An 18,344-nucleotide genomic window follows, 5' to 3' on the forward strand; every position below is an offset into this window, starting at 1 on the left:
GCAGCACGTATCAAATGGACTTTGCGAACGCCCTCGAAGCGCTGAGAGAGGTCGAGCTCGACTTGAAAGAAGGAGCGGACATCGTGATGGTGAAGCCCGCAATGTGCTACCTCGACGTCCTCTACAGGGTAAAGGAGAAGTTCGGCGTCCCGACCGCCGCTTTTAACGTTAGCGGCGAATACGCAATGATAAAAGCGGCAGCGTCGCTCAACTGGCTTGACGAGCGCAAAACGGTGATAGAAGTGCTGACGTGCATCAAAAGGGCGGGCGCCGACCTCATACTCACGTATTTCGCAAAGGACGTGGCGAGGATGCTTAAGGATCTGAGCTGGTGGCAACGACGATCGTTAGAATCAACCTAAAGCAAATTTAACCGATCATAATACAAAAATGAACGTGAGTGTGCGAAAGGCAAACGTGATTGCCTCCTACATCAGGGAAATCCACAACATTTACACGAGAGGGGACTTCACAGAGCCAAGTTTCTACCCATGCTTACGACGGCTTTTCGAAGCCTTATCTGGGGACGGATGCACAGTTATTTCTGCGCCCAAGAAGACGAAAGCGGGCTTTCCAGACTTCATCGTCCGAAGAGGAACAGAAATCGTGGGATACATCGAAGCAAAGCCCTTAGAGGCAGACCTTGAGAGAGAAGAGCGGACCAAGCAGCTCCAGAGGTATAGGAATGCGTTTCCGAACCTCATTCTGACGAACTTCCTGCAATTCAGGCTATACGGGAACGGCAAGCTTGTGAGTACTGCGGAGTTATGCGATGCATCTGACCTGAGCGGACCGAAGCCTCCTAGTGTCTCAAACAAACACCTAAAAACCTTCCTCGATCTCGTTAGCAAATTTTACGACTTCTCAATGCCTGAGATTCAAGATGCTTCGAGGCTGGCATCCGTGCTTGCGAAGAAGACGAAATTCGCAAGAGACATTATCTTAGAGGAGCTTAAAGATGGCGATATTTTCTTGTCTCAGCTCTTAACATATTTCAAACACACGCTCATCGAGGGTTTAACTGACGAGAAGTTTGCAGATTTGTATGCGCAAACGCTTGCTTACGGGTTGTTTGCAGCGAAAGTGATGGCGGGAAGCGAAGAAGTACGGCGGAACAACGCTTGGATGTTTATAACGATGCCACTGCTCCGTAAGATTTTCCACATTTCCAGCGGTCCTGATTGCCCGGAGGCGCTGAGCTGGGTCATTGATGATATTTGTGGCGTGCTGAATAGGGTAGATGTTACCTCTCTTCTCAGCAAGGAGGATGTCCTCTTCGACGACCCCATTATTCACTTTTATGACACGTTCATTGGCGAATATGACCCTACAGAGAAGAAACGTCTTGGCATTTACTATACGCCTGTTGGCGTCGTTGCTTACATCGTGGCGTCGGCTCATAAACTGCTGCAGACGAAGTTCGGACTGGAGCTGGGGCTTGCGGAGCAGGGCGTGAAGCTTCTCGATCCTGCTGCCGGGACGCTGACGTTCGTGATTCGGGCAATAGGGCGTGCTCTGGCGGAATTTGAGAGTAGAGGCTTAGGCGGTCTTATTCCGTTTTATATCAAGCATCACATCCTCAAAAACTTTTATGCCTTTGAGATATCGCTCGTTCCTTACGTGATTGGACATTTGCGGGTCGCGAAATATTTAGAGGACCGCTGGGGGTATAAACTTGGTGAAACCTCTCCCCCCGACCGCTCAGAACTACGAGAGCCCGACAGGTTCCAGTTCTACCTTACGAACACGCTGGAAATGAGAAAGCCGAGTGAAGCGCCGCTGTTGATGGAACTCACCGAAGAAGGCAAGCGAGCGGAGGAGGTTAAGGAGAGAATCCCGATTCTTGTAGTTCTTGGTAACCCGCCGTATTCCGTAAGCTCCGAGAATAAGTCAAAGTTCATCGAGGAGCTTATGCAAGACTATAAGAGAGATGTTCGTGGCGAACGGAACATACAGCCGCTCTCCGACGACTACATCAAATTCATCCGCTTCGCCCAGTGGAAACTGGAGAAGACGGGCAAGGGGATTTTGGCATTCATCACGAACAACGCATACCTCGACGGCGTCATCCACCGAGGGATGCGAAAGAGGCTCTTGGAAACCTTCGATGAGATTTACATCCTGAACCTGCACGGCTCTTCAAGGAAGGGCGAGACGCCACCCAACGGCGAGAGGGACGAAAACATCTTCGACATCCAGCAGGGCGTCGCCATAGGGATTTTCGTGAAGCTGGAGCTGGCGCCGAGGGAGAAAAAGGTCTATTACGCCGACCTCTGGGGGACGAGGGAGGAAAAGCTGAACTTCCTGCGCAATAACGATGTCGAAACTACGAACTGGACAGAAATCAAGCCCGCCCCGCCCTATTACTTCTTCGTCCCTAAGGATTTCTCATTGCAGGAGGAGTACGAGGAGTTTTGGAGAGTCACGGACATCTTCGAGAAGTGGTCGAGCGGCGTGGAAACGGGTAAGGACGACATCTTGGTGGGATTTACCCCCAAACACGTCGAGAGGGTTTTTAGCGACATTCTCGATCCCAGAGTGACGCTAGAAGATTTAAAAGCACGCTACGATTTAAGAGAAACGAGCGGGTGGAAGATAAAAACCCGCAGGAAGGAACTTTTGAGGAAGGAGGCATTCTCCAGAGAAGCTATCATCCCATATGCCTACCGTCCCTTTGATACAAGGTTCACATATTACTGCAACTTCCTCAGTAGGCTGCGTCATGAAACCATGAAAAATCTTTTGAGCGACAACTTAGGCTTAGCACTGAAAAAAAGCCGCTACATCAAAGTCTTTGACTTCAGACACGCCTTCGTCGTCTCGGAGGTTCCTGATAGAAACCCCCTTGGAGACAATACTTGTTGTTTCCCGCTTTACCTTTACGATGGAGGCAAGCGTCGCCCCAACTTCAAGAAGGAATTTTTGAGTGCGGTGAGAGCGAGGATAGGGGAGGAGCCTACGCCGGAGGAGCTTTTCTATTACATCTATGCGGTTTTGTATTCGCCGACGTATCGCAAGCGTTATGAGGAGTTTTTGCGCATCGACTTTCCGAGGGTGCCGCTGCCCTCTGACCGTGCGAGCTTCGAGCGGCTGAGCGAGCTTGGCAAGGAGCTCGTGGAGCTTCACCTCCTCAAGCACTCCGCACTGAGCAAAAGCGGCGTCAAGTTCCCAAAGAGCGGCACGAACAAGGTGGAGCGGGTGCGTTACGACGAGAAGCAGCAACGTGTATATTTCAACAAGACGCAGTACTTCGAAGGCGCCCCTAAGGAAGTGTGGGACTACAAAATCGGCGCCTACCGAGTGTTGGAGAAGTATTTAAAGGACAGAAAAGGACGGACCTTATCCTTGGACGAGATAGAGCGCTACAGGAAGATTGTAGAGGCGATTAGCAGAACGATTGAAGTGCAAAAGAGAATTGATGATGTCTTTAGAAGAGGCGGTAAGAAGGGAGGCAATAAAGAGGGGCGTCGAACGTGGTATCGCTGGGAAAAAGCTTGAGGACAAACTCAGAGACTTTATAAGAGGTTGGGAAAGTGTAATAGATGATGTCAAAAACGAACCTAGTGGAATTGACGACAATGGTGCTAAAGAAGTACGGCTACGTTTTCAACTAGAAAAGAACGAGTTACTACTCGGAGAGACCGTGTTCTCCATAAGGCGCTGTGATGACTTATGGAGGAGGGTTGACGGCTTGGAACGCGACCTTATAGTAGCGTTAGCGCTTGCGAGGGCGAGATACAAGGTTAAAATGACTTCAGGAATAGCTTCGTTCATCTTGCTGGCAATCATGTTATTGAGTGTAGTCCTGCTGAAGCTGTACTTTTGATGCCGGTAAATTCTGAGCGTCAGGATAAGATTATATCAAGAAGTCTCCCAATCATGGACGATGGAAAAAATAATGGTCATGGGCGCCGGCGCCCTCGGCAGCCTCTTCGGCGGGCTCGTCGCGAACGCAGGCTACGACGTCACGCTCGTCGCCCGCGAGTGGCACGTTGCCGCCATTAAAAAGCACGGGCTCAGAATCTCAGGACTTACGAACGTCACCGTAGATGTTAAGGCGGTGACGGCGCCGGAAGCCGCAGAAACGCCGGACATCGTCCTCTTCACCGTGAAGTCCTACGACACGGAAACCGCCGCAAAACAGCTCAAACCCTGTATTCACGAGGAGACGGCGGTCGTCAGCCTGCAGAACGGCTTGGGCAACGAGGAACGGCTCTCCGAGATCCTGGGCGCGAAGCACGTCCTCGGCGGCGTCACCTCTTATGGCGCACTTCTAAAAGAGCCGGGGCACGTCGTCCACACGGGCGTCGGCGACACCTTCATAGGCGAGCTTAATGGCGAAATTTCAAAGCGCGCCCTGCGAATTTGCGAGATTCTCAACGACGGCGGCATAAAGGCGGAAGCCGTCACGGACATCCGCAAGAAAATCTGGGAGAAACTTATCGTTAATGCCGCAATAAATCCGATAACTGCAGTCGCACGCGTCAGGAACGAAGAGCTGCTGCGTGGCGAGCTGAGATGGTTGATGGAAGCCGCCGCCCGCGAGGCGGCGTCCGTTGCAAGACACGCTGGCGTCGAAATCGACGTGGAGGCTGCCGTCCAGAAAGCTGTGGAGGTGGCGACTAAGACCGGAAAAAATGAGTCTTCCATGCTACAGGATGTCAAACGGGGAAAACGCACGGAAATAGATGCAATAAGCGGTGAAATCGTGAGGCTTGCAGAAAAACTTCGCATGAAGGCGCTTGTAAACAAGACACTGCACGCCTTGGTCAAAAACATGAAATACTGACTTCAACCTTCTGCAGCCCGTCCGTTGCGGCTCAGAGCCATTGCGCATCACAAATTTAAAATAATAAAGCTAAAGAGGGACTGGATAAGATGGCTCGTAGTGATTACTTCGAGGAGCTGAACCGCCTCAAGAAGGACACGTTGCGGATGGGCGAGCTTGCAAAGCAGGCGGCTGAGAATGCCGTGCGAGCGCTGGTTAAGAGGAACGCAGAGCTTGCCTCTGAGGTGATAAGGGGCAACATTGTGATAGACGAGCTGGAGTTCGACTTGGAAAATCGGTGCATGAAGCTTCTTGCGTTGCAGCATCCTCTTGCATCGGATTTGAGGGCTATAGGAACAATTTTGAAAATAATAACGGACCTCGACAGGATAAGCGACCTCGCAGGCGATATAGCGAACATAGTCCTGAAAATAGCAGACGAACCTTTTGTGAAGCCCTTGGTGGACATTCCGAGGATGTCTGAGACTGCGCAGGGCATGATCGAAGACGGTCTTAATGCGTTCTCAACGGGGAACATCAAAAACTTGATGAACTTCTCCGAGCGGGACGATTTGGTGGATGCGTTGTGCGACCAAGTGCGACGGGAGCTTATCACGATAATGATAGAAAACCCTCGCACAATAAGGAATGCCAGCCACCTTCTCTTCGTGGCGCTCCACCTTGAAAGAATCGCAGATCACGCCTGCAACATCGCATCTCGCATCTACTACATGGTCACTGGCGAGCGGCGGAAGTTTGAATGAGCAGCTTAAAGACGGGCAACAGGCCGCTGAGCCGCAGAATTCCGTCCTGAAAATTGTAGTTAATTATTTATCTTCGAACCCTTAAGGGGTATTGCTGACGGCTTAAGCAGGGAGGGAGGGTGTGGCTTCCTATGGGCTATTATGGGTGATGGTAAGATGATAAGCGTGAATGAGCATGCGTTGGACGTTTTTGAGGAAATGATGGATTTCGCCGACGAACTGAAAGTGGGCGTCGAGGAACTGGCGAACGGCACGACGATTATAGACGCTGGTGTGAACGAGCCGGGCGGCTTCGAAGCCGGACTCTACCTTGCGAGAATCTGCATGGCAGACCTCGCTGATATAAGATTCACAAGCGTAGCACTTAAAGGGCGGGCGTTTCCTGCAATTCAAGTCACGACAGACTTTCCGATTCTCTCGTGCATGGCGTCACAATACGCCGGCTGGCAGATAAAAGTGGAAAAGTTCTTCGCTATGGGCTCTGGTCCCGCAAGGGCGCTCGCAAAGAAGCCGAAGAAGCTTTATGAGGAGATTGGTTATGAAGATGTTGCGGAGGAAGCAGTGCTTGTGCTCGAAGGTCGCCAGATTCCCGACGAGAATGTTGCGGAAAAAATTGCGCAGGAGTGCGACGTGCGCCCTGAGGACCTGTACATAGCGATTGCGCCGACCGCCTCCGTCGCAGGAAGCGTGCAAATTTCGGCAAGAGTCGTAGAGACAGGAATCCACAAACTTGAGTCCATAGGCTTTGATATAAACAAAATAAAGCACGGACACGGCGTTGCGCCGATTGCTCCGATAGTCGGCGACGACGTCAAGTGCATGGGCTCCACGAACGACTGCATCATTTACTGCGGACGCACGTTTTACGTCGTCGAATACGAGAACCTCGACGAACTGAAGGAGTTCTTGAAAAAGGCGCCCTCGGAAACATCAAGCAGCTACGGAAAGCCGTTCTACGTCACCTTTAAAGAGGCGGGCTTCGATTTCTACAAGGTGGACGCCGGCGTATTTGCCCCCGCCGAAATCACGATAAACGAGATAAAAAGTGGAAAAACCTTCTCTTGCGGAAGAATAAACGAGGACGTGCTGCTGCAGTCCTTCGGCTTAGAAATGATTTAACTACCTTTTTTCTTCATCTTTGTATCAGTTTTTAATATTTTAGGGACGAAGAAGAAATGAGGGGTTTCTATGCCAGAGGAGATGACCTGTTTAGAAAGGTTTCATGCGGCTTTAGAGCTGAAGCCTGTTGATAGGCTCCCCGTGACGGGAATAACGCAAAACGGCATCGTTGAGCTTATGGAGGCGTGCGGCGCCGCATGGCCCGAGGCTTTTTGGGACGCCGAGAAAATGGCAAGGCTCTCATGGGCAGCGTATGAAATAGGTGGGCTTGAGAGCGTGCGCATACCTTATGAGGGCTATTTTGATGCGGAAATCTGGGGCGGTGAGTTGGACAAGTGGAAAAATGACAACATGCCTGTTCTCAAAAAGTTCCCTGTGAAGAAGCCCGAGGACGTGGACAGACTTTTCGTGCCCGACCCTGAGAGGGATGGTAGATATCCGGCGGTGATGAAAGCCATTGAGATTTTGGCTGAGGAATGCGAGAGGGAAAAAGTGCCGTTGGTGTTACAGGTCCCGGGGGCGTTTTTAGAGGCATTTGTGTCCGTGACAGGCGTGGCTACTGGCTCCATGTGGATGATGCGAGAGCCTGAACTTTTCAAGAAGGTCGTTGACGTATGCCACGAGTCCAGCATGGAATATGCGAAGGCCGGAATAAAAAGGGGCGTGGATACGATTTTCTACAATGACACCCCCACTTGCACTATTTCGCCGAAGCAGTGCGAGGAGTTCGCATGGCCTTGGTATGAGCAGGGGGTGAAGAAGATAAAAGAGCAAGGCGCCTACGTAATACAACACCTCTGCGGAGATTCAAGGCATATCCTCGGAAAACAACCGGAACTCGGTGTGCACGCCGTCAGCATCGGGCAGGAGACGCCAGTTGCCGACGCCAGAAAAATCGTCGGCGACAAGGTTGCGCTCTGTGGAAACGTGAGCCCGACTGTAACGTTGTTGAAGAAAAGCCCTAAAGACGTGATAGAAGAGGCTAAGCAATGCATAGAGGAGGGCATAGACGTGCTGGCGCCGGGCTGCGGGTTTGCGCCGAGGACGCCGCTTGCAAACATGAAGGCGCTGGCAGAAGCCGGAAAGAAATACGGGCGGCTGGGCAGGCTGGCAAGGAAGTAACGACACCGATAATGTAAAAAAAGATAAATTGGAGTATTTTACCTGCGCCTCAGCAGGACGAGAAGCGCCATTATGAACGCCGCAATCAACGCCACGCTCGTGAATTCCGGCACCGGCGTCGGCGTCGGTGTTGGTGTCGGCGTCGGTGTTGGTGTCGGCGTGGGCGTCGGGCCGGGGGCGCACGGCGCCGGTAATGCTAGGAACGGCACGAAGTCCACGGCGCCGAGGCTGGGGTCCTCGTCATCATCCTTGATGCTCGCCTCGATGACCGAGGCGTCATCAGTGCCCCAGTAGTTGACCTCTGCGAGCACGTCGGCGTCTTGGTCGTTGTAGAGCTGCCACTCGTAGCCGCCCGTCGTCACGTTATAAACGCCGTTTGCCACGATGCTGTTGAATGATATTTCTGTGGTCTTTATGCCGTAAAGATAGACGCCGCAGGAGTTGTTCTGCAGCCAGTTGCACTGCACACTATTGCCTCCGGAGTTTTCAAGGCGGATGCCGTTCAATGCGTTGTCCAAAATGGTATTATGCCATATCCGGTTTTGATTTGCGGAAATGAGGCAGATGCCATGCTCGTCGTTGTTCGAGATGTTGTTGTTGCGAATTGTGTTGTCACCCACGGCTATGTTAATAAGATAAATGCCAGAGCCGTCGTTGTTCGATATCGTGTTCATGGACACTACGTTCTCGCTCGAATTGTGAAGTCGAATGCCCTTGAAATTAGTGTTCGAGATGGTGTTGCCGTATATTATATTATCATTGGATGAATAGGCGAGGGAAATACCGTTCCCCTGGGCATATGAAATGCTATTGTGGCATACCGCGTTGTTGCTTGATGAGGAAAGGTAGATGGCAGTGCTGCCGGCGTTCGAGATGGTATTGAAGAATACTTCGTTGCCGTCTGATGAAGATAGCTGGATGGCGGACCACGTCCCGGTGTCCGAGACCGTGTTATCCCGTATTTCGTTGTCGCTTGAGTTGTCCATGAAGATGCCGCAAAGCTCGGTGTCCGAGACGGTGTTATTGTTTATCTTGTTGTCACATGACTCTTGGATTGCGATGCCATGCTGCTCGTAGTCTGAGAAAGCGTTTTCGGATATCGTGTTGCTGTTTGACTGATAGAGCTGGATGCCGACAAACCCTGGTCCGGAGACCACGTTGTTTTTTATCTCGCAGAAGTTCGCACCGTATAAGCGGATTACAACAGCATTTACGCCTCCGAAGATGGTAAGTAAAGCCCTGAATATTCACATGGTTAGCGGCACGCAGGTAAATAGTGTGGGCTGCCGAGTCGTTAGCCTTAATGAAGCAGTTTGTAGAGCCGTTTTCAGAGCGGATTGTCAGATAAGACTTGGCTACGATTATGTTTTCGTAGTAAGTGCCGTCGCGCACGACGATTTCGTCGCCGGGCGATGCGTAGTTCACCGCTTGCTGTATTGTCGGGCAGCCGTCCGGCACGTAAATCGTGGCGGCGTTCGCGGCGGTCGTCAGCGCTAAGAGGGCGACGAAGCCCAATACCAAGAGCAGTGAGCTTCTCATGTTCTCCCTCCTCGTTCGGTGTCAAGAAGAAGCGGCGAAGCTATTCCTTCCCACGCGAGAAGAGACTCGCCCCGTGCGAGAAGAAGCAGCAACCCCACTCCTTCCCGAGCCTGTCGCTCGTCTCTCTTAGAGAAAAAGGAATATTTAAAACCTTGAGCAGCACTACGAGCTGTTAGATACGTTCTCCCGAAAGTGCCCCCCATAAAATCTGCAACGTGATAATAAACTCGGAAATCCTGCAAGAGCAAACAGAGGCGGGCGGCATCTTTTGAAAGAAGATGCTGTTTAAAATATTTCTGAAGACGCTCCTGCAAGCTTGATTAATGCTTCTTTCTCGATGAAATGGAGGCTGCCGACGGCGATGAGGGTGTGCGGCGGCGCTCCGAAATCGTATTCTTTCAGTTTCTGCGGCAGGTCCGCCCGCACTATAGGCTTCTCCGCCCCCGCTCTCGCAATCCCGACGAACAGAATGCGTTCGATATCGCTTGTTGCCTCGCCTCGCTGTCGCTTCTGTGATTCAATGCTGAAGAGCAGCTCGATTGCATCTCGGACAGTCATCGAGATGTCGAGGAGGAGGAGCGTGTGCAGCCCGTGCTTCCTGTTGAGCATGAGCGTGTCATAGGGCGTTTCAGGTATGCGCCCCTTGTAAGGCGGGGCGACGGTGGCGGACTTCCCGAACTTGTAGCTCTGCAAGCCGCAAATCCCTGGCGCCGCCGAGAGAATCGACGGTGCGTGGATTACTCTGGTTTCGATGCCCAGCTCGATGGCTCGTAGCCTCAAATCCACGTGCGTCGTTGCCACCATGGGGTCGCCGCCGCACAGCAAGACGACGCTCTTCTTCTTTGCCTCCTCCAAAATCACCTCTTCAGGACGTTCCTCGATGTCTTCCCTCGTGAGCACTTTTATCTTTTTGCGCAGCGTAGCCTCCAGCCTTTCGAGCGTCGTGCCCGCAAGCTTCGACGTGTAGAACTCCACAAAGACGACGTCAGCGTCACGCACCGCTTTTAAGCCTTTCAGCGTGATGTCTGCTTCGTCATACAAGCCAAGCCCCACGAACGTCAGCATTGCATTTAAAATCTCGCCCCTCCGTGACCTCCTCCCTCCATTGAGGGCATCCACCGGATGCGCGAGGTTGGGGAGTGTGCCGATTGCTGCGGCGCTCCCCTCCGGGCGGGTCACGACGCCCCTGACCGCAGGTTATACCCACAGCCTCGTCACATGTTCATAGAACGTAAGCTATAAATACTTTTTCCCACCTCCCCTGCTGCACCTTTGAAAAGAAGGGGATTAGCAGCAACATCATCCTAAAAACGTAGCGTTCAAAGTTCAGTTCAGGGCAATTTCGAGTTAAACAACAAGCTTAGCCACTAGCTCGCCCCGTCGCACGCCGACGCTCCTCGCCACCGGCTTGCACTTCGCCCTAAAGACGTATATCAGCCTTCCTTTGAGTCTCTCATCGAACTCAGAAAGCGCCTCATAATTGCCCATGCCCTTCGCAAATATCAGAAAGCTTGCGTCCCAGAAAATCCGTAAAAACGCTTCCTCCGCCTCCTCTAAGCAGACGCCGATGCATGCGCCGCTCGGCACGACCTCCGGGATGCTCAAGCTCATTCTCCGCAGCTCTGCTTCGAACCGTCTCAACTCGTCAGCAGTCGCATCGTTCAGCACTGGCGCACTCTTCGGCGAGAGCACTACACGCTTCCCCAGCTTCTCGAAGGCGTTAGCCACGAAAACGTCGAATACGATCTCGCCGGCGTTGTCCGTCAGGTATAAAATCTTGTCGTAGCGGCGGAACGCCTTTTTTATCTCTGTGAGATTCGAGTTCAGCTTCTCGGAAAGCACGCTGTGGAACTCCATTTTAAAGGTTTCGTTGTCGAAGCGGTGGTCTTTGACGCCGTATTCCATGGAGTTGGCTGCTGCTGCTATTCTTATCAGGGCTTCGAGCTTGTCCTCGCACGTCTCGTAAAATTCCACGGCTGTGGGCAGAATCTCAAGCGCAGTCTTGTAACTTTCTTCTTTTATCTTTGAGAATGCATCTTTACGGCTGAATTTCTGGATGATGCGCTCTCTTTGCGTGCCGACGAGCGACGGCGGCGCCTCGTAATGTTCCAGCAAAAATTCAAGAAGCTCCCTCAGCGCCCTCTTCTTGACCTCTTCGTTCCTTTCACCAAACGCAAGGTCGCATTCGAACTTCGCCCTGTCGAAAAGGCAGGGGATACAGTCATATCGGAGCTTCATAAATAGAGGGGGGGGAGTTACTGCCTCTTCCCGTATTCCTCGACAGCACTCACGAAAATCTTTATCTTCTCGACAGGCGTCTCAATCCAGAAGTCGCAGCCCGGCGAGACGATGTCTATGCCGTCCTCGATAGTTTTCTTCACGACCTTCTTTATCAGTTCGCCGCTCCCAGCGTGTATGACCTGCTTTGCGGGGACGTTTCCGATTATGGGATATCCTTTCTTCACGGAGTCCGCCTTTTCCCGTGCGACGCTCACTTTCGTGCGCTCGTCGAAGGCGATGGCATCGGCGCCGACACGCACCATGTCTTCAATAATGAATTCGGTCCGGCCGCAGATGTTCAGGACAGTCTTGCTCTCCTTAATAGCGCCGATGAGCTCCTTGAGGTAAGGACCGACGAACTCACGCCATGCGTCGGGCGAGACGTTATCCATGGAGCCGCCCATCTCGTGGAACGTGATGATGTCGGCACCCGCCTCCTCGTAAACTTTCGCAATTTCTATGAAACGAGGCGTCGCCACCTTCATGAACTCATGAATCTTCTGCGGCTCGGTTCTCGTCCACATCATGAACTTGACTGTGTCCACGAGGTAGCTGCTGAGACTCGTGAACGGCGGCACCATGAACACGTTCACAGGCACTTTGCTCCCAAACTCCTCCTTCAGCTTTTTTATCGCTTCTTCGACGACTGCCACCCGCTTCAGTCTCGGAAAGCCGTCAGGCACGAAGAACATAGAGGGGTCGTCGATTATGAACCGCTTGCTCATCGGCCACAGGAAACGCCCCTTCTTCGCAGCCCGCTCCTTGAAGTCGATAGGCGCCCCGAAGACCTCAGCCTCGATGGTCATGTCAAACGGAATGGACACGTTGTCCAAGCCGCAGAGTTTATGAGCAGCGGCGCCGAGCCGCACCATCTTTTCAACATCCTTGTGCGCATCTGGGAAAAACGCATCCGTCGCCTCCATGAACTCCCTCGTCGCAGTCGAAACTGTGTTCACGCACGGTAGCCTGTCCACCTCGTCCTTACGACCCTCTAAAACCGCCATCACACGCTCGTAAGCGTTCATTTTAACACCTCTCTCCTTTTTCCTCTAACCATTTTAAAAGCATTGCGTTCAAGCCCAAGTGTTTGATATGAGGTGAAGAAGCCCAAATGCCAAACAAGCTAAAACGCCGAGCAGACTAAGGACAAAGCGGAACACTCTCATCAGCCACTAACGAAAAAAGAAAACGAGACAACTCGCTCAGTCTTGGCGTCTATCGGTGCAAACGAAAAGCAAAAGTTATTTATGCCGTTATGTTTGCAGTTACATATCGGTGGTTAAAATGCGTGTGGTTAAAATGCGTGTGCTCGTCGTCGTAGCGGGCGTGCTCGTCGTAGTTTCCGCATTGCTTGCAACGCATCTTTTAATCTCAGAGAGGGCGGAGCTGCGAATCCTGCACGCGGGTAGTTTGACGGAGCCTTTAAAGGTGGTGGAGGCGGAGTTTGAGCATTTGCATCCAGACGTGGACGTGCGGCGGGAAGCGGCGGGCAGCGTGAAGACCGTGCGTAAAGTTACGGAGCTGGGGAAGGCGGCGGACGTCGTTGCAATCGCAGACTTCTCGCTCATTCCGAAAATGATGTTTCCGGAGCATGCGGATTGGTGCGTGCAGTTTGCGTGCAACAAAATCGTGCTCGCCTACACTGAGCGTAGCAGATATGCAGGTGAGGTCAACGAGACGGACTGGTTTGAGGTCCTGAGGCGAGAGGATGTGCGTTTCGGATTCTCGAACCCCAACGACGACCCTTGCGGGTATCGAGCGGTGACGCTTATCCAGCTTGCTGAGCTCTACTACAACGACTCGCAAATCTTTGATGACCTCGTAGAGGCGAACACAGCGATTCGCTGCGTCGAAGGCGGTGAAGAGGATGGAGATGGAAACTTCACGATTCTCGTGCCGAGGACCGAGGAGTTAAATCCGTCAGAGCGTGTTAGAGTGCCAAGTATGGAGATGGAGCTGATTTCCGCGCTCGAAACTGGCGATATCGATTATTATTTCATCTACAAGAGCGTGGCGGTGCAGAACCATCAGCGCTTTGTGGAATTGCCGCCGCAAATCGATTTAAGCGACCCGCGTTATATGGACATTTACAAGCGGGTGCGTGTAAGTCTCGCTTCAGGCGAGGAAGTTATCGGAAAGCCCATTATTTACGGCGTAACCGTGCCTAAGAACGCAGAGCATAAGACGTTGGCGTTGGAGTTCGTGAAGTTCTTGCTCAGCTCTGAAGGACGCAAGATTTTCGAAGATGCGGGGCAACCGCCTTTAGTTCCGGCGGTGGGCATTGGAAACGTGCCTGAGGAGTTGGGAGCGCTTGTTGCAAAAATGGAGGTGTGAGAAGCTTGAGACGCCTCTTGCTCGTCTTTTCGGCACTCGGCACGCTCCTCCTCGTTTTTATACTGCTACCGCTGCTCCACACGCTTGTCTCCGCGTTCCTCGACTGGGAAGTTCTTGAGGAAACCGCAAGAAGCTCGGCGTTCTGGCGAATTTTCGGGCTGACTGCATACGCTGCAGTCCTCGCAACTTTGACCGCGGCGGCGCTCGGCACGCCGCTCGCCTACGTGCTCGCGCGCAAGGATTTTTTTGGCAGGGAGTTCGTGGAGGGCATTGTGGACGTGCCGGTAGTCATCCCGCACATGGCAGCAGGCATCGCTCTCCTTTCAGTGCTTTCAAGGCAGGGCATCGCCGGAGCTCTTGGCTTGCAGCTCACAGAAACGTTTTTTGCGACGGTCGCCGCAATGCTCTTCGTGAGCGTGCCGTTTTACGTGGATGTTGCCTTGGAAGGCTTCAGGAGCGTTGACGTTCGCCTCGAAAACGTCGCCCGCTCGCTCGGCGCTTCTGGCTTTGAGGCGTTTGTGAGGGTGACGCTGCCGCTCGCCGCCCGCCATTTACTCGCAGGTGCGGTTCTCTGCTGGGCTCGTGCGGTCAGCGAATTCGCAGCAATCATTGCCGTCGCTTACTATCCGATGGTCATTTCCACATACATCTGGGAAGTTTTCCTTTCAGAAGGCTACAGAGCTGCCCGCTCCGCAGTCGCTCTTGTCCTCATCCTCTCGCTGCTCGTCTTTGTTGCTCTTAGGGTCTTGACCAAACCGAGTCGGGGCAGGAGGTGAGAGAACGCTCGAACTTCACAACGTCTCCAAAGACTTCAAGAACTTCAAGCTGCAAAACATCAACCTGAAGGTGGAGAGAGGCGAATACTTCGTCATCCTCGGACCGACGGGTGCCGGCAAAACTCTGCTGCTTGAGCTGATTGCTGGTTTTCACACTCCTGATGAGGGTAAAATTTTCATAGATGGTGCCGACGCCACGGAAATCCCGCCGGAGCGGCGGAACGTCGGCTTTGTCTATCAAGATTACGCGCTTTTCCCACACCTCAGCGTCGAAGAGAACGTGCAGTTCGGACTTAAGCTACGAGGCATGCCGAGAGACGAGGCGGAAGCGAGAAGCGAGGAACTTATGGAGCTGCTTGGCATTTCGCGGCTCGCAAAAAGAAATCCAAAAACGCTCAGCGGCGGTGAGCAGCAGAAGGTTGCGCTCGCTCGTGCGTTAGCGATGCGCCCTCGCATACTGCTCCTTGACGAGCCGTTGAGCGCTCTTGACATGCGGACACAGAACACGCTCAGAACGGAGCTGAAAAGGCTGCACAGGAGTCTCGGCATGACGACGCTGCATGTTACGCACAACCAGACCGAGGCGCTCGTGCTCGCAGACCGCATCGCCGTCCTCATGCAAGGTAGCATCGTCCAAGTCGGCACACCGCACGAAATTTTCAGAAAGCCGAAAAACGAAGTGGTTGCGGAGTTCGTCGGTGTGGAAAACGTCCTGAGCGGCAGGGTTGTTGAGAACGTCGGCGGTGTTGCGAGGGTGGCGGTTGGCGGCTTTGAGCTTCTTGCAGTCACGCACGTCAAAAGTGGAAATGTCAAAATCCTCATAAGACCCGAGGACATCGTGCTCTCGACGACGCCGTCAAAAAGTAGCGCTCGGAACTGCGTCGCCGGACGGATTACCGCCGTCACGGAACTTGGAGCGGTCTGCCGTGTTGAGCTTGATTGCGGGCTTGTTGCGCTCGTGACGAAGCAGGCTGCCGAAGAATTGCAGTTGAACGCTGCAAAGGAGGTATTTGCGACGTTCAAAGCGACCGCTGCACACGTTCTGCCGAGCGGAAACTTTTTTTAAATGCTTGCCGAATTTAGTAGCGATAGCCCGGTGGTGTAGAGAGGAAATGGGGCGAGTGGAGCGAGAAGCCCCGTCCCTATAAGTCAATCATGCGGGGCTCTGGACCCCGCGACCCAGGTTCGAATCCTGGCCGGGCTATTTTATTTTGATGCGTTTGCGTATTCCGTGCGTTATTGTTTTCTTCTTGCCGCTCGTTGCCGCAAAAGCCTCTTTGGCGACGCACGCAACAAATATAAAAAGCGAGCTCCCTTTTACCCTTGATGCCGCATGGTGAGGACGAGCAGCACTGAGATAAAAGAGCTTACGATAGCATGGCTTGCCATTTCATTTGCGTTTGCGGTAGGCTTCTTTGGCTTTACGTTTCAAGGGATGCTCATGTCGTTTTTTACCATCGGGGCGGCGTTCGTCCTGCACGAGCTTGCGCATAAGCTCGTCGCGCAGAGCTACGGCTGCTGGGCGGAGTTCCGCATGGATGCTACCATGCTTATCTTCATGATTATAATCGCCTTCATGGGAGTGGTCTTCGCAGCGCCCGGCGCTGTCATGATTTACGGCTTCGTGACCCGAGAGCAGAACGGGAAAATCTCGCTCGCAGGTCCGCTCACGAACGTTGCGCTCGCCGCTGCTTTCATCCCTCTTGTCTTCCTCGGAGGCGTTCTCTACGAAATCGGCAAGCTCGGCGTCTGGATAAATTCATGGATTGCTCTTTTCAACCTCATCCCCTTTGGACCCCTCGACGGCAGGAAAATACTTGCGTGGGATAAAGGCGTCTATCTAATAGCGCTGACCATCACCGCATCCGTTTTCTTGCTCAGCATGCTGATATGATTCTCTTATGAGGGCTGCTGCGTGCCCTTAGCGATTGACAGATGCCATGTTCAACCAAATAATGCCCTGTTGCGGACGGATAACGCAAGATTTTATTGGCTGCTCACCCCGAATCCGGCTAAAATCCGAGCGGTTTGGCGCGCAGCCAACCGCATTCACGATGCGGAAAAGCGAAAATTATAAAAGTAATGGCAAAAAGAAGAATTCTTAGGTAGGGTTGCAGAAAAGTCCAAAAAAACAAGGATTGAAACCGTTCGCCGTCGGTTATTGTTCTCACTGACAACGGGTTGCAGAAAAGTCCAAAAAAACAAGGATTGAAACCAACCCACCAAAGCGCTAAGCTCCGAAAGCCTCCGGGTTGCAGAAAAGTCCAAAAAAACAAGGATTGAAACATGACTTCCCAGCCCGGGTTCAGGCTGTTGAACCCTTGTTGCAGAAAAGTCCAAAAAAACAAGGATTGAAACGCGGGCGTTGTAACGCTGAGCGGCAAGACGCTAAGGTTGCAGAAAAGTCCAAAAAAACAAGGATTGAAACCATACGCATTCTTATCCGCCATTCGGCATTCACCTCGTTGCAGAAAAGTCCAAAAAAACAAGGATTGAAACAGGAAAACAAGGATGAGACTTAATGAGGAGTAAAGTAATAAGCGTGGGCGATCAAAATGGGGGTATGCCTATCGAGATAGACCCTGAGGTTTGTGGTGGGAAGCCTGTAATCAAGGGGACTCGGATAACGGTGGAGTTTATTCTTGAGCTTCTTGCAAATGGGTGGCGTGATGAGGAGATTCTCGAGAACTACCCGCAGTTGAGTAAGGAGGACGTGCTTGAAGCCATAAGCTACGCCGCAGACGTCTTGAAGGAGGAGCGAGTTTACCTGCCGCCGAGGAAGTATGAAGTTCGTAGCTGACGAGAACGTCCCGCTGAAAGTTGTTGATAGGCTCAAAAGGGCGGGTGTTGAGATTAAATCGGTTACGGAGCTGCAGCGAGGGCTAAAGGATGAGGAGGTGGTGAAGATTTCAGCATCGGAGAATGCTGTCATAATCACATTCGACAAGGACTTTGGAGAGATTATTTTTAGGAAATTGATGAAGCCTTTCGGCGTTATTATCTTGAGAATACCGCCAAAGTCCGTTGATTATATCTTTGGATGCTTGAAGTGGCTTTTAACCGAATCCGAGATACGATTCGAGCGAAAACTTGTAGTTGTCAGAGAAGATAAGATTAGAGAGCTTAAACTGGATTAGCGACTTGGGGGTTTATGCGCATCAGCATCCATCAAAAAACAAAACGAAAATTAAATACCTAAGAAGCTGCAAGTAGGAACCTGTGTAATAAAAGCTGATTGAAGTTATCTTCCCGTTGCTTGCAAGACCCCATGCGAAAGCGAGATGAGCGGGTAGTTAAGTTTAAATACTCTGGAAATGTATCCTCGTAACAGCCGTTAAGGCTGGTAGAAAGTAGCCCGTGAGTCCGTTAGGATGCCCGGTAGTGGCGGCGTGAACCCGCCTGTGGGGATAAGGTAGGCAACGACCTGCAAACTCCCACGAAGCCCCTTGCGTAAGGCGAGGGGTAGTTCACTTCGACGCCCTTGTGAACTGAACACATTTGCCAAACTATAAATACCGCTTAGGTAAAGAGAAAGCGATGAGCAAGCTAATGATAACGGCGGCGCTCCTCGCAATACTAATCCTCGTTTTGGTTCTCCCTTTCAGGGTTAGAAAAATCGAGGAGAATTTGGAACCCTTCTTC

General features: G+C 52.2%; 18 protein-coding genes, 1 tRNA gene, 1 pseudogene and 1 CRISPR repeat array. Of the genes and pseudogenes, 16 read left to right on the top strand and 4 right to left on the bottom strand.

The window, feature by feature from the left end:
* From ACXJJA_RS06325 to ACXJJA_RS06355, 7 genes are all read left to right on the top strand, one after another.
* Positions 1-362, top strand: a 362-nt coding sequence (locus ACXJJA_RS06325) for a porphobilinogen synthase (RefSeq protein ID WP_498038914.1), incomplete at its 5' end; no start/stop codon positions are given.
* Positions 363-390: 28 nt separating this feature from the next.
* Positions 391-3,498 (top strand): type ISP restriction/modification enzyme, encoded by a 3,108-nt coding sequence (locus ACXJJA_RS06330; protein WP_456487374.1) that lies wholly within the window; start codon positions 391-393, stop codon positions 3,496-3,498.
* Positions 3,419-3,826, top strand: a complete 408-nt coding sequence (locus ACXJJA_RS06335) for a hypothetical protein (RefSeq protein ID WP_456487375.1) — start codon at positions 3,419-3,421, stop codon at positions 3,824-3,826. The genes ACXJJA_RS06330 and ACXJJA_RS06335 overlap by 80 nt, the downstream gene beginning before the upstream one ends.
* A 60-nt stretch (positions 3,827-3,886) precedes the next feature.
* Positions 3,887-4,789, top strand: a complete 903-nt coding sequence (locus ACXJJA_RS06340; protein ID WP_456487376.1) for a ketopantoate reductase family protein — start codon at positions 3,887-3,889, stop codon at positions 4,787-4,789.
* Between the two features lie 89 nt (positions 4,790-4,878).
* Entirely contained in the window at positions 4,879-5,532 is a 654-nt protein-coding gene (phoU, locus tag ACXJJA_RS06345; protein WP_456487377.1) for a phosphate signaling complex protein PhoU, read from the top strand.
* A gap of 156 nt (positions 5,533-5,688) precedes the next feature.
* On the top strand, positions 5,689-6,651 hold the full coding sequence (mch, locus tag ACXJJA_RS06350) for a methenyltetrahydromethanopterin cyclohydrolase (RefSeq protein WP_456487387.1): 963 nt from the start codon (positions 5,689-5,691) through the stop codon (positions 6,649-6,651).
* Positions 6,652-6,720: 69 nt separating this feature from the next.
* Positions 6,721-7,773 carry an MtaA/CmuA family methyltransferase gene (locus tag ACXJJA_RS06355; protein WP_456487378.1) on the top strand — a complete coding sequence of 351 codons (1,053 nt, stop codon included), beginning with the start codon at positions 6,721-6,723 and terminating at the stop codon, positions 7,771-7,773.
* A 38-nt stretch (positions 7,774-7,811) separates the two neighbouring features.
* On the opposite strand, the gene ACXJJA_RS06360 is transcribed toward ACXJJA_RS06355, so the two are convergent.
* Positions 7,812-9,020, bottom strand: a complete 1,209-nt coding sequence (locus ACXJJA_RS06360; RefSeq protein ID WP_456487388.1) for a NosD domain-containing protein — start codon at positions 9,018-9,020, stop codon at positions 7,812-7,814.
* On the opposite strand from ACXJJA_RS06360, the gene ACXJJA_RS06365 reads away from it, so the two are divergent.
* A complete protein-coding gene (locus tag ACXJJA_RS06365) occupies positions 8,998-9,270 on the top strand; it encodes a hypothetical protein (RefSeq protein WP_456487379.1) in 273 nt (90 codons plus the stop codon). The two genes, ACXJJA_RS06360 and ACXJJA_RS06365, sit on opposite strands and share 23 nt — an antisense overlap.
* Positions 9,271-9,597: 327 nt before the next feature.
* On the opposite strand, the gene dph5 is transcribed toward ACXJJA_RS06365, so the two are convergent.
* The 3 genes from dph5 to ACXJJA_RS06380 all read right to left on the bottom strand — a co-directional run bounded on the left by dph5 (position 9,598) and on the right by ACXJJA_RS06380 (position 12,617).
* Positions 9,598-10,377: a diphthine synthase gene (dph5, locus tag ACXJJA_RS06370; RefSeq protein ID WP_456487389.1), complete on the bottom strand. Its 780-nt coding sequence runs from the start codon at positions 10,375-10,377 to the stop codon at positions 9,598-9,600.
* A 282-nt stretch (positions 10,378-10,659) separates the two neighbouring features.
* The gene (locus ACXJJA_RS06375) at positions 10,660-11,550 is read right to left on the bottom strand and encodes a damage-control phosphatase ARMT1 family protein (RefSeq protein WP_456487380.1); all 891 of its coding nucleotides are present in this window, start codon (positions 11,548-11,550) and stop codon (positions 10,660-10,662) included.
* A gap of 17 nt (positions 11,551-11,567) precedes the next feature.
* Positions 11,568-12,617: a uroporphyrinogen decarboxylase family protein gene (locus ACXJJA_RS06380; protein WP_456487381.1), complete on the bottom strand. Its 1,050-nt coding sequence runs from the start codon at positions 12,615-12,617 to the stop codon at positions 11,568-11,570.
* A gap of 259 nt (positions 12,618-12,876) precedes the next feature.
* On the opposite strand from ACXJJA_RS06380, the gene wtpA reads away from it, so the two are divergent.
* The 8 genes and pseudogenes from wtpA to ACXJJA_RS06420 form a co-directional block, all read left to right on the top strand.
* Positions 12,877-13,926: a tungstate ABC transporter substrate-binding protein WtpA gene (gene wtpA / locus ACXJJA_RS06385; RefSeq protein ID WP_456487382.1), complete on the top strand. Its 1,050-nt coding sequence runs from the start codon at positions 12,877-12,879 to the stop codon at positions 13,924-13,926.
* A gap of 5 nt (positions 13,927-13,931) precedes the next feature.
* The gene (locus ACXJJA_RS06390; RefSeq protein ID WP_456487383.1) at positions 13,932-14,702 is read left to right on the top strand and encodes an ABC transporter permease subunit; all 771 of its coding nucleotides are present in this window, start codon (positions 13,932-13,934) and stop codon (positions 14,700-14,702) included.
* Positions 14,703-14,721: 19 nt separating this feature from the next.
* A pseudogene (gene wtpC, locus ACXJJA_RS06395) lies at positions 14,722-15,768 on the top strand (tungstate ABC transporter ATP-binding protein WtpC); the annotation flags it as partial.
* A 24-nt stretch (positions 15,769-15,792) separates the two neighbouring features.
* Positions 15,793-15,906: transfer RNA gene (locus ACXJJA_RS06400), tRNA-Gln, on the top strand.
* Positions 15,907-16,035: 129 nt separating this feature from the next.
* Positions 16,036-16,596, top strand: a complete 561-nt coding sequence (locus tag ACXJJA_RS06405; protein ID WP_456487384.1) for a site-2 protease family protein — start codon at positions 16,036-16,038, stop codon at positions 16,594-16,596.
* Between the two features lie 216 nt (positions 16,597-16,812).
* Positions 16,813-17,201: direct repeats of the CRISPR family, unit length 35 nt; unit sequence GTTGCAGAAAAGTCCAAAAAAACAAGGATTGAAAC.
* Positions 17,202-17,223: 22 nt separating this feature from the next.
* Entirely contained in the window at positions 17,224-17,502 is a 279-nt protein-coding gene (locus ACXJJA_RS06410) for a DUF433 domain-containing protein (RefSeq protein ID WP_456487385.1), read from the top strand.
* Positions 17,486-17,839 (top strand): DUF5615 family PIN-like protein, encoded by a 354-nt coding sequence (locus ACXJJA_RS06415; protein WP_456487386.1) that lies wholly within the window; start codon positions 17,486-17,488, stop codon positions 17,837-17,839. Before ACXJJA_RS06410 ends, ACXJJA_RS06415 begins: the two co-directional genes overlap by 17 nt.
* Positions 17,840-18,251: 412 nt before the next feature.
* On the top strand, positions 18,252-18,344 hold a 93-nt coding region (locus ACXJJA_RS06420; protein ID WP_456487390.1), incomplete at its 3' end, for a DUF1646 family protein.

It is taken from the genome of Candidatus Alkanophaga liquidiphilum, assembly GCF_053996935.1.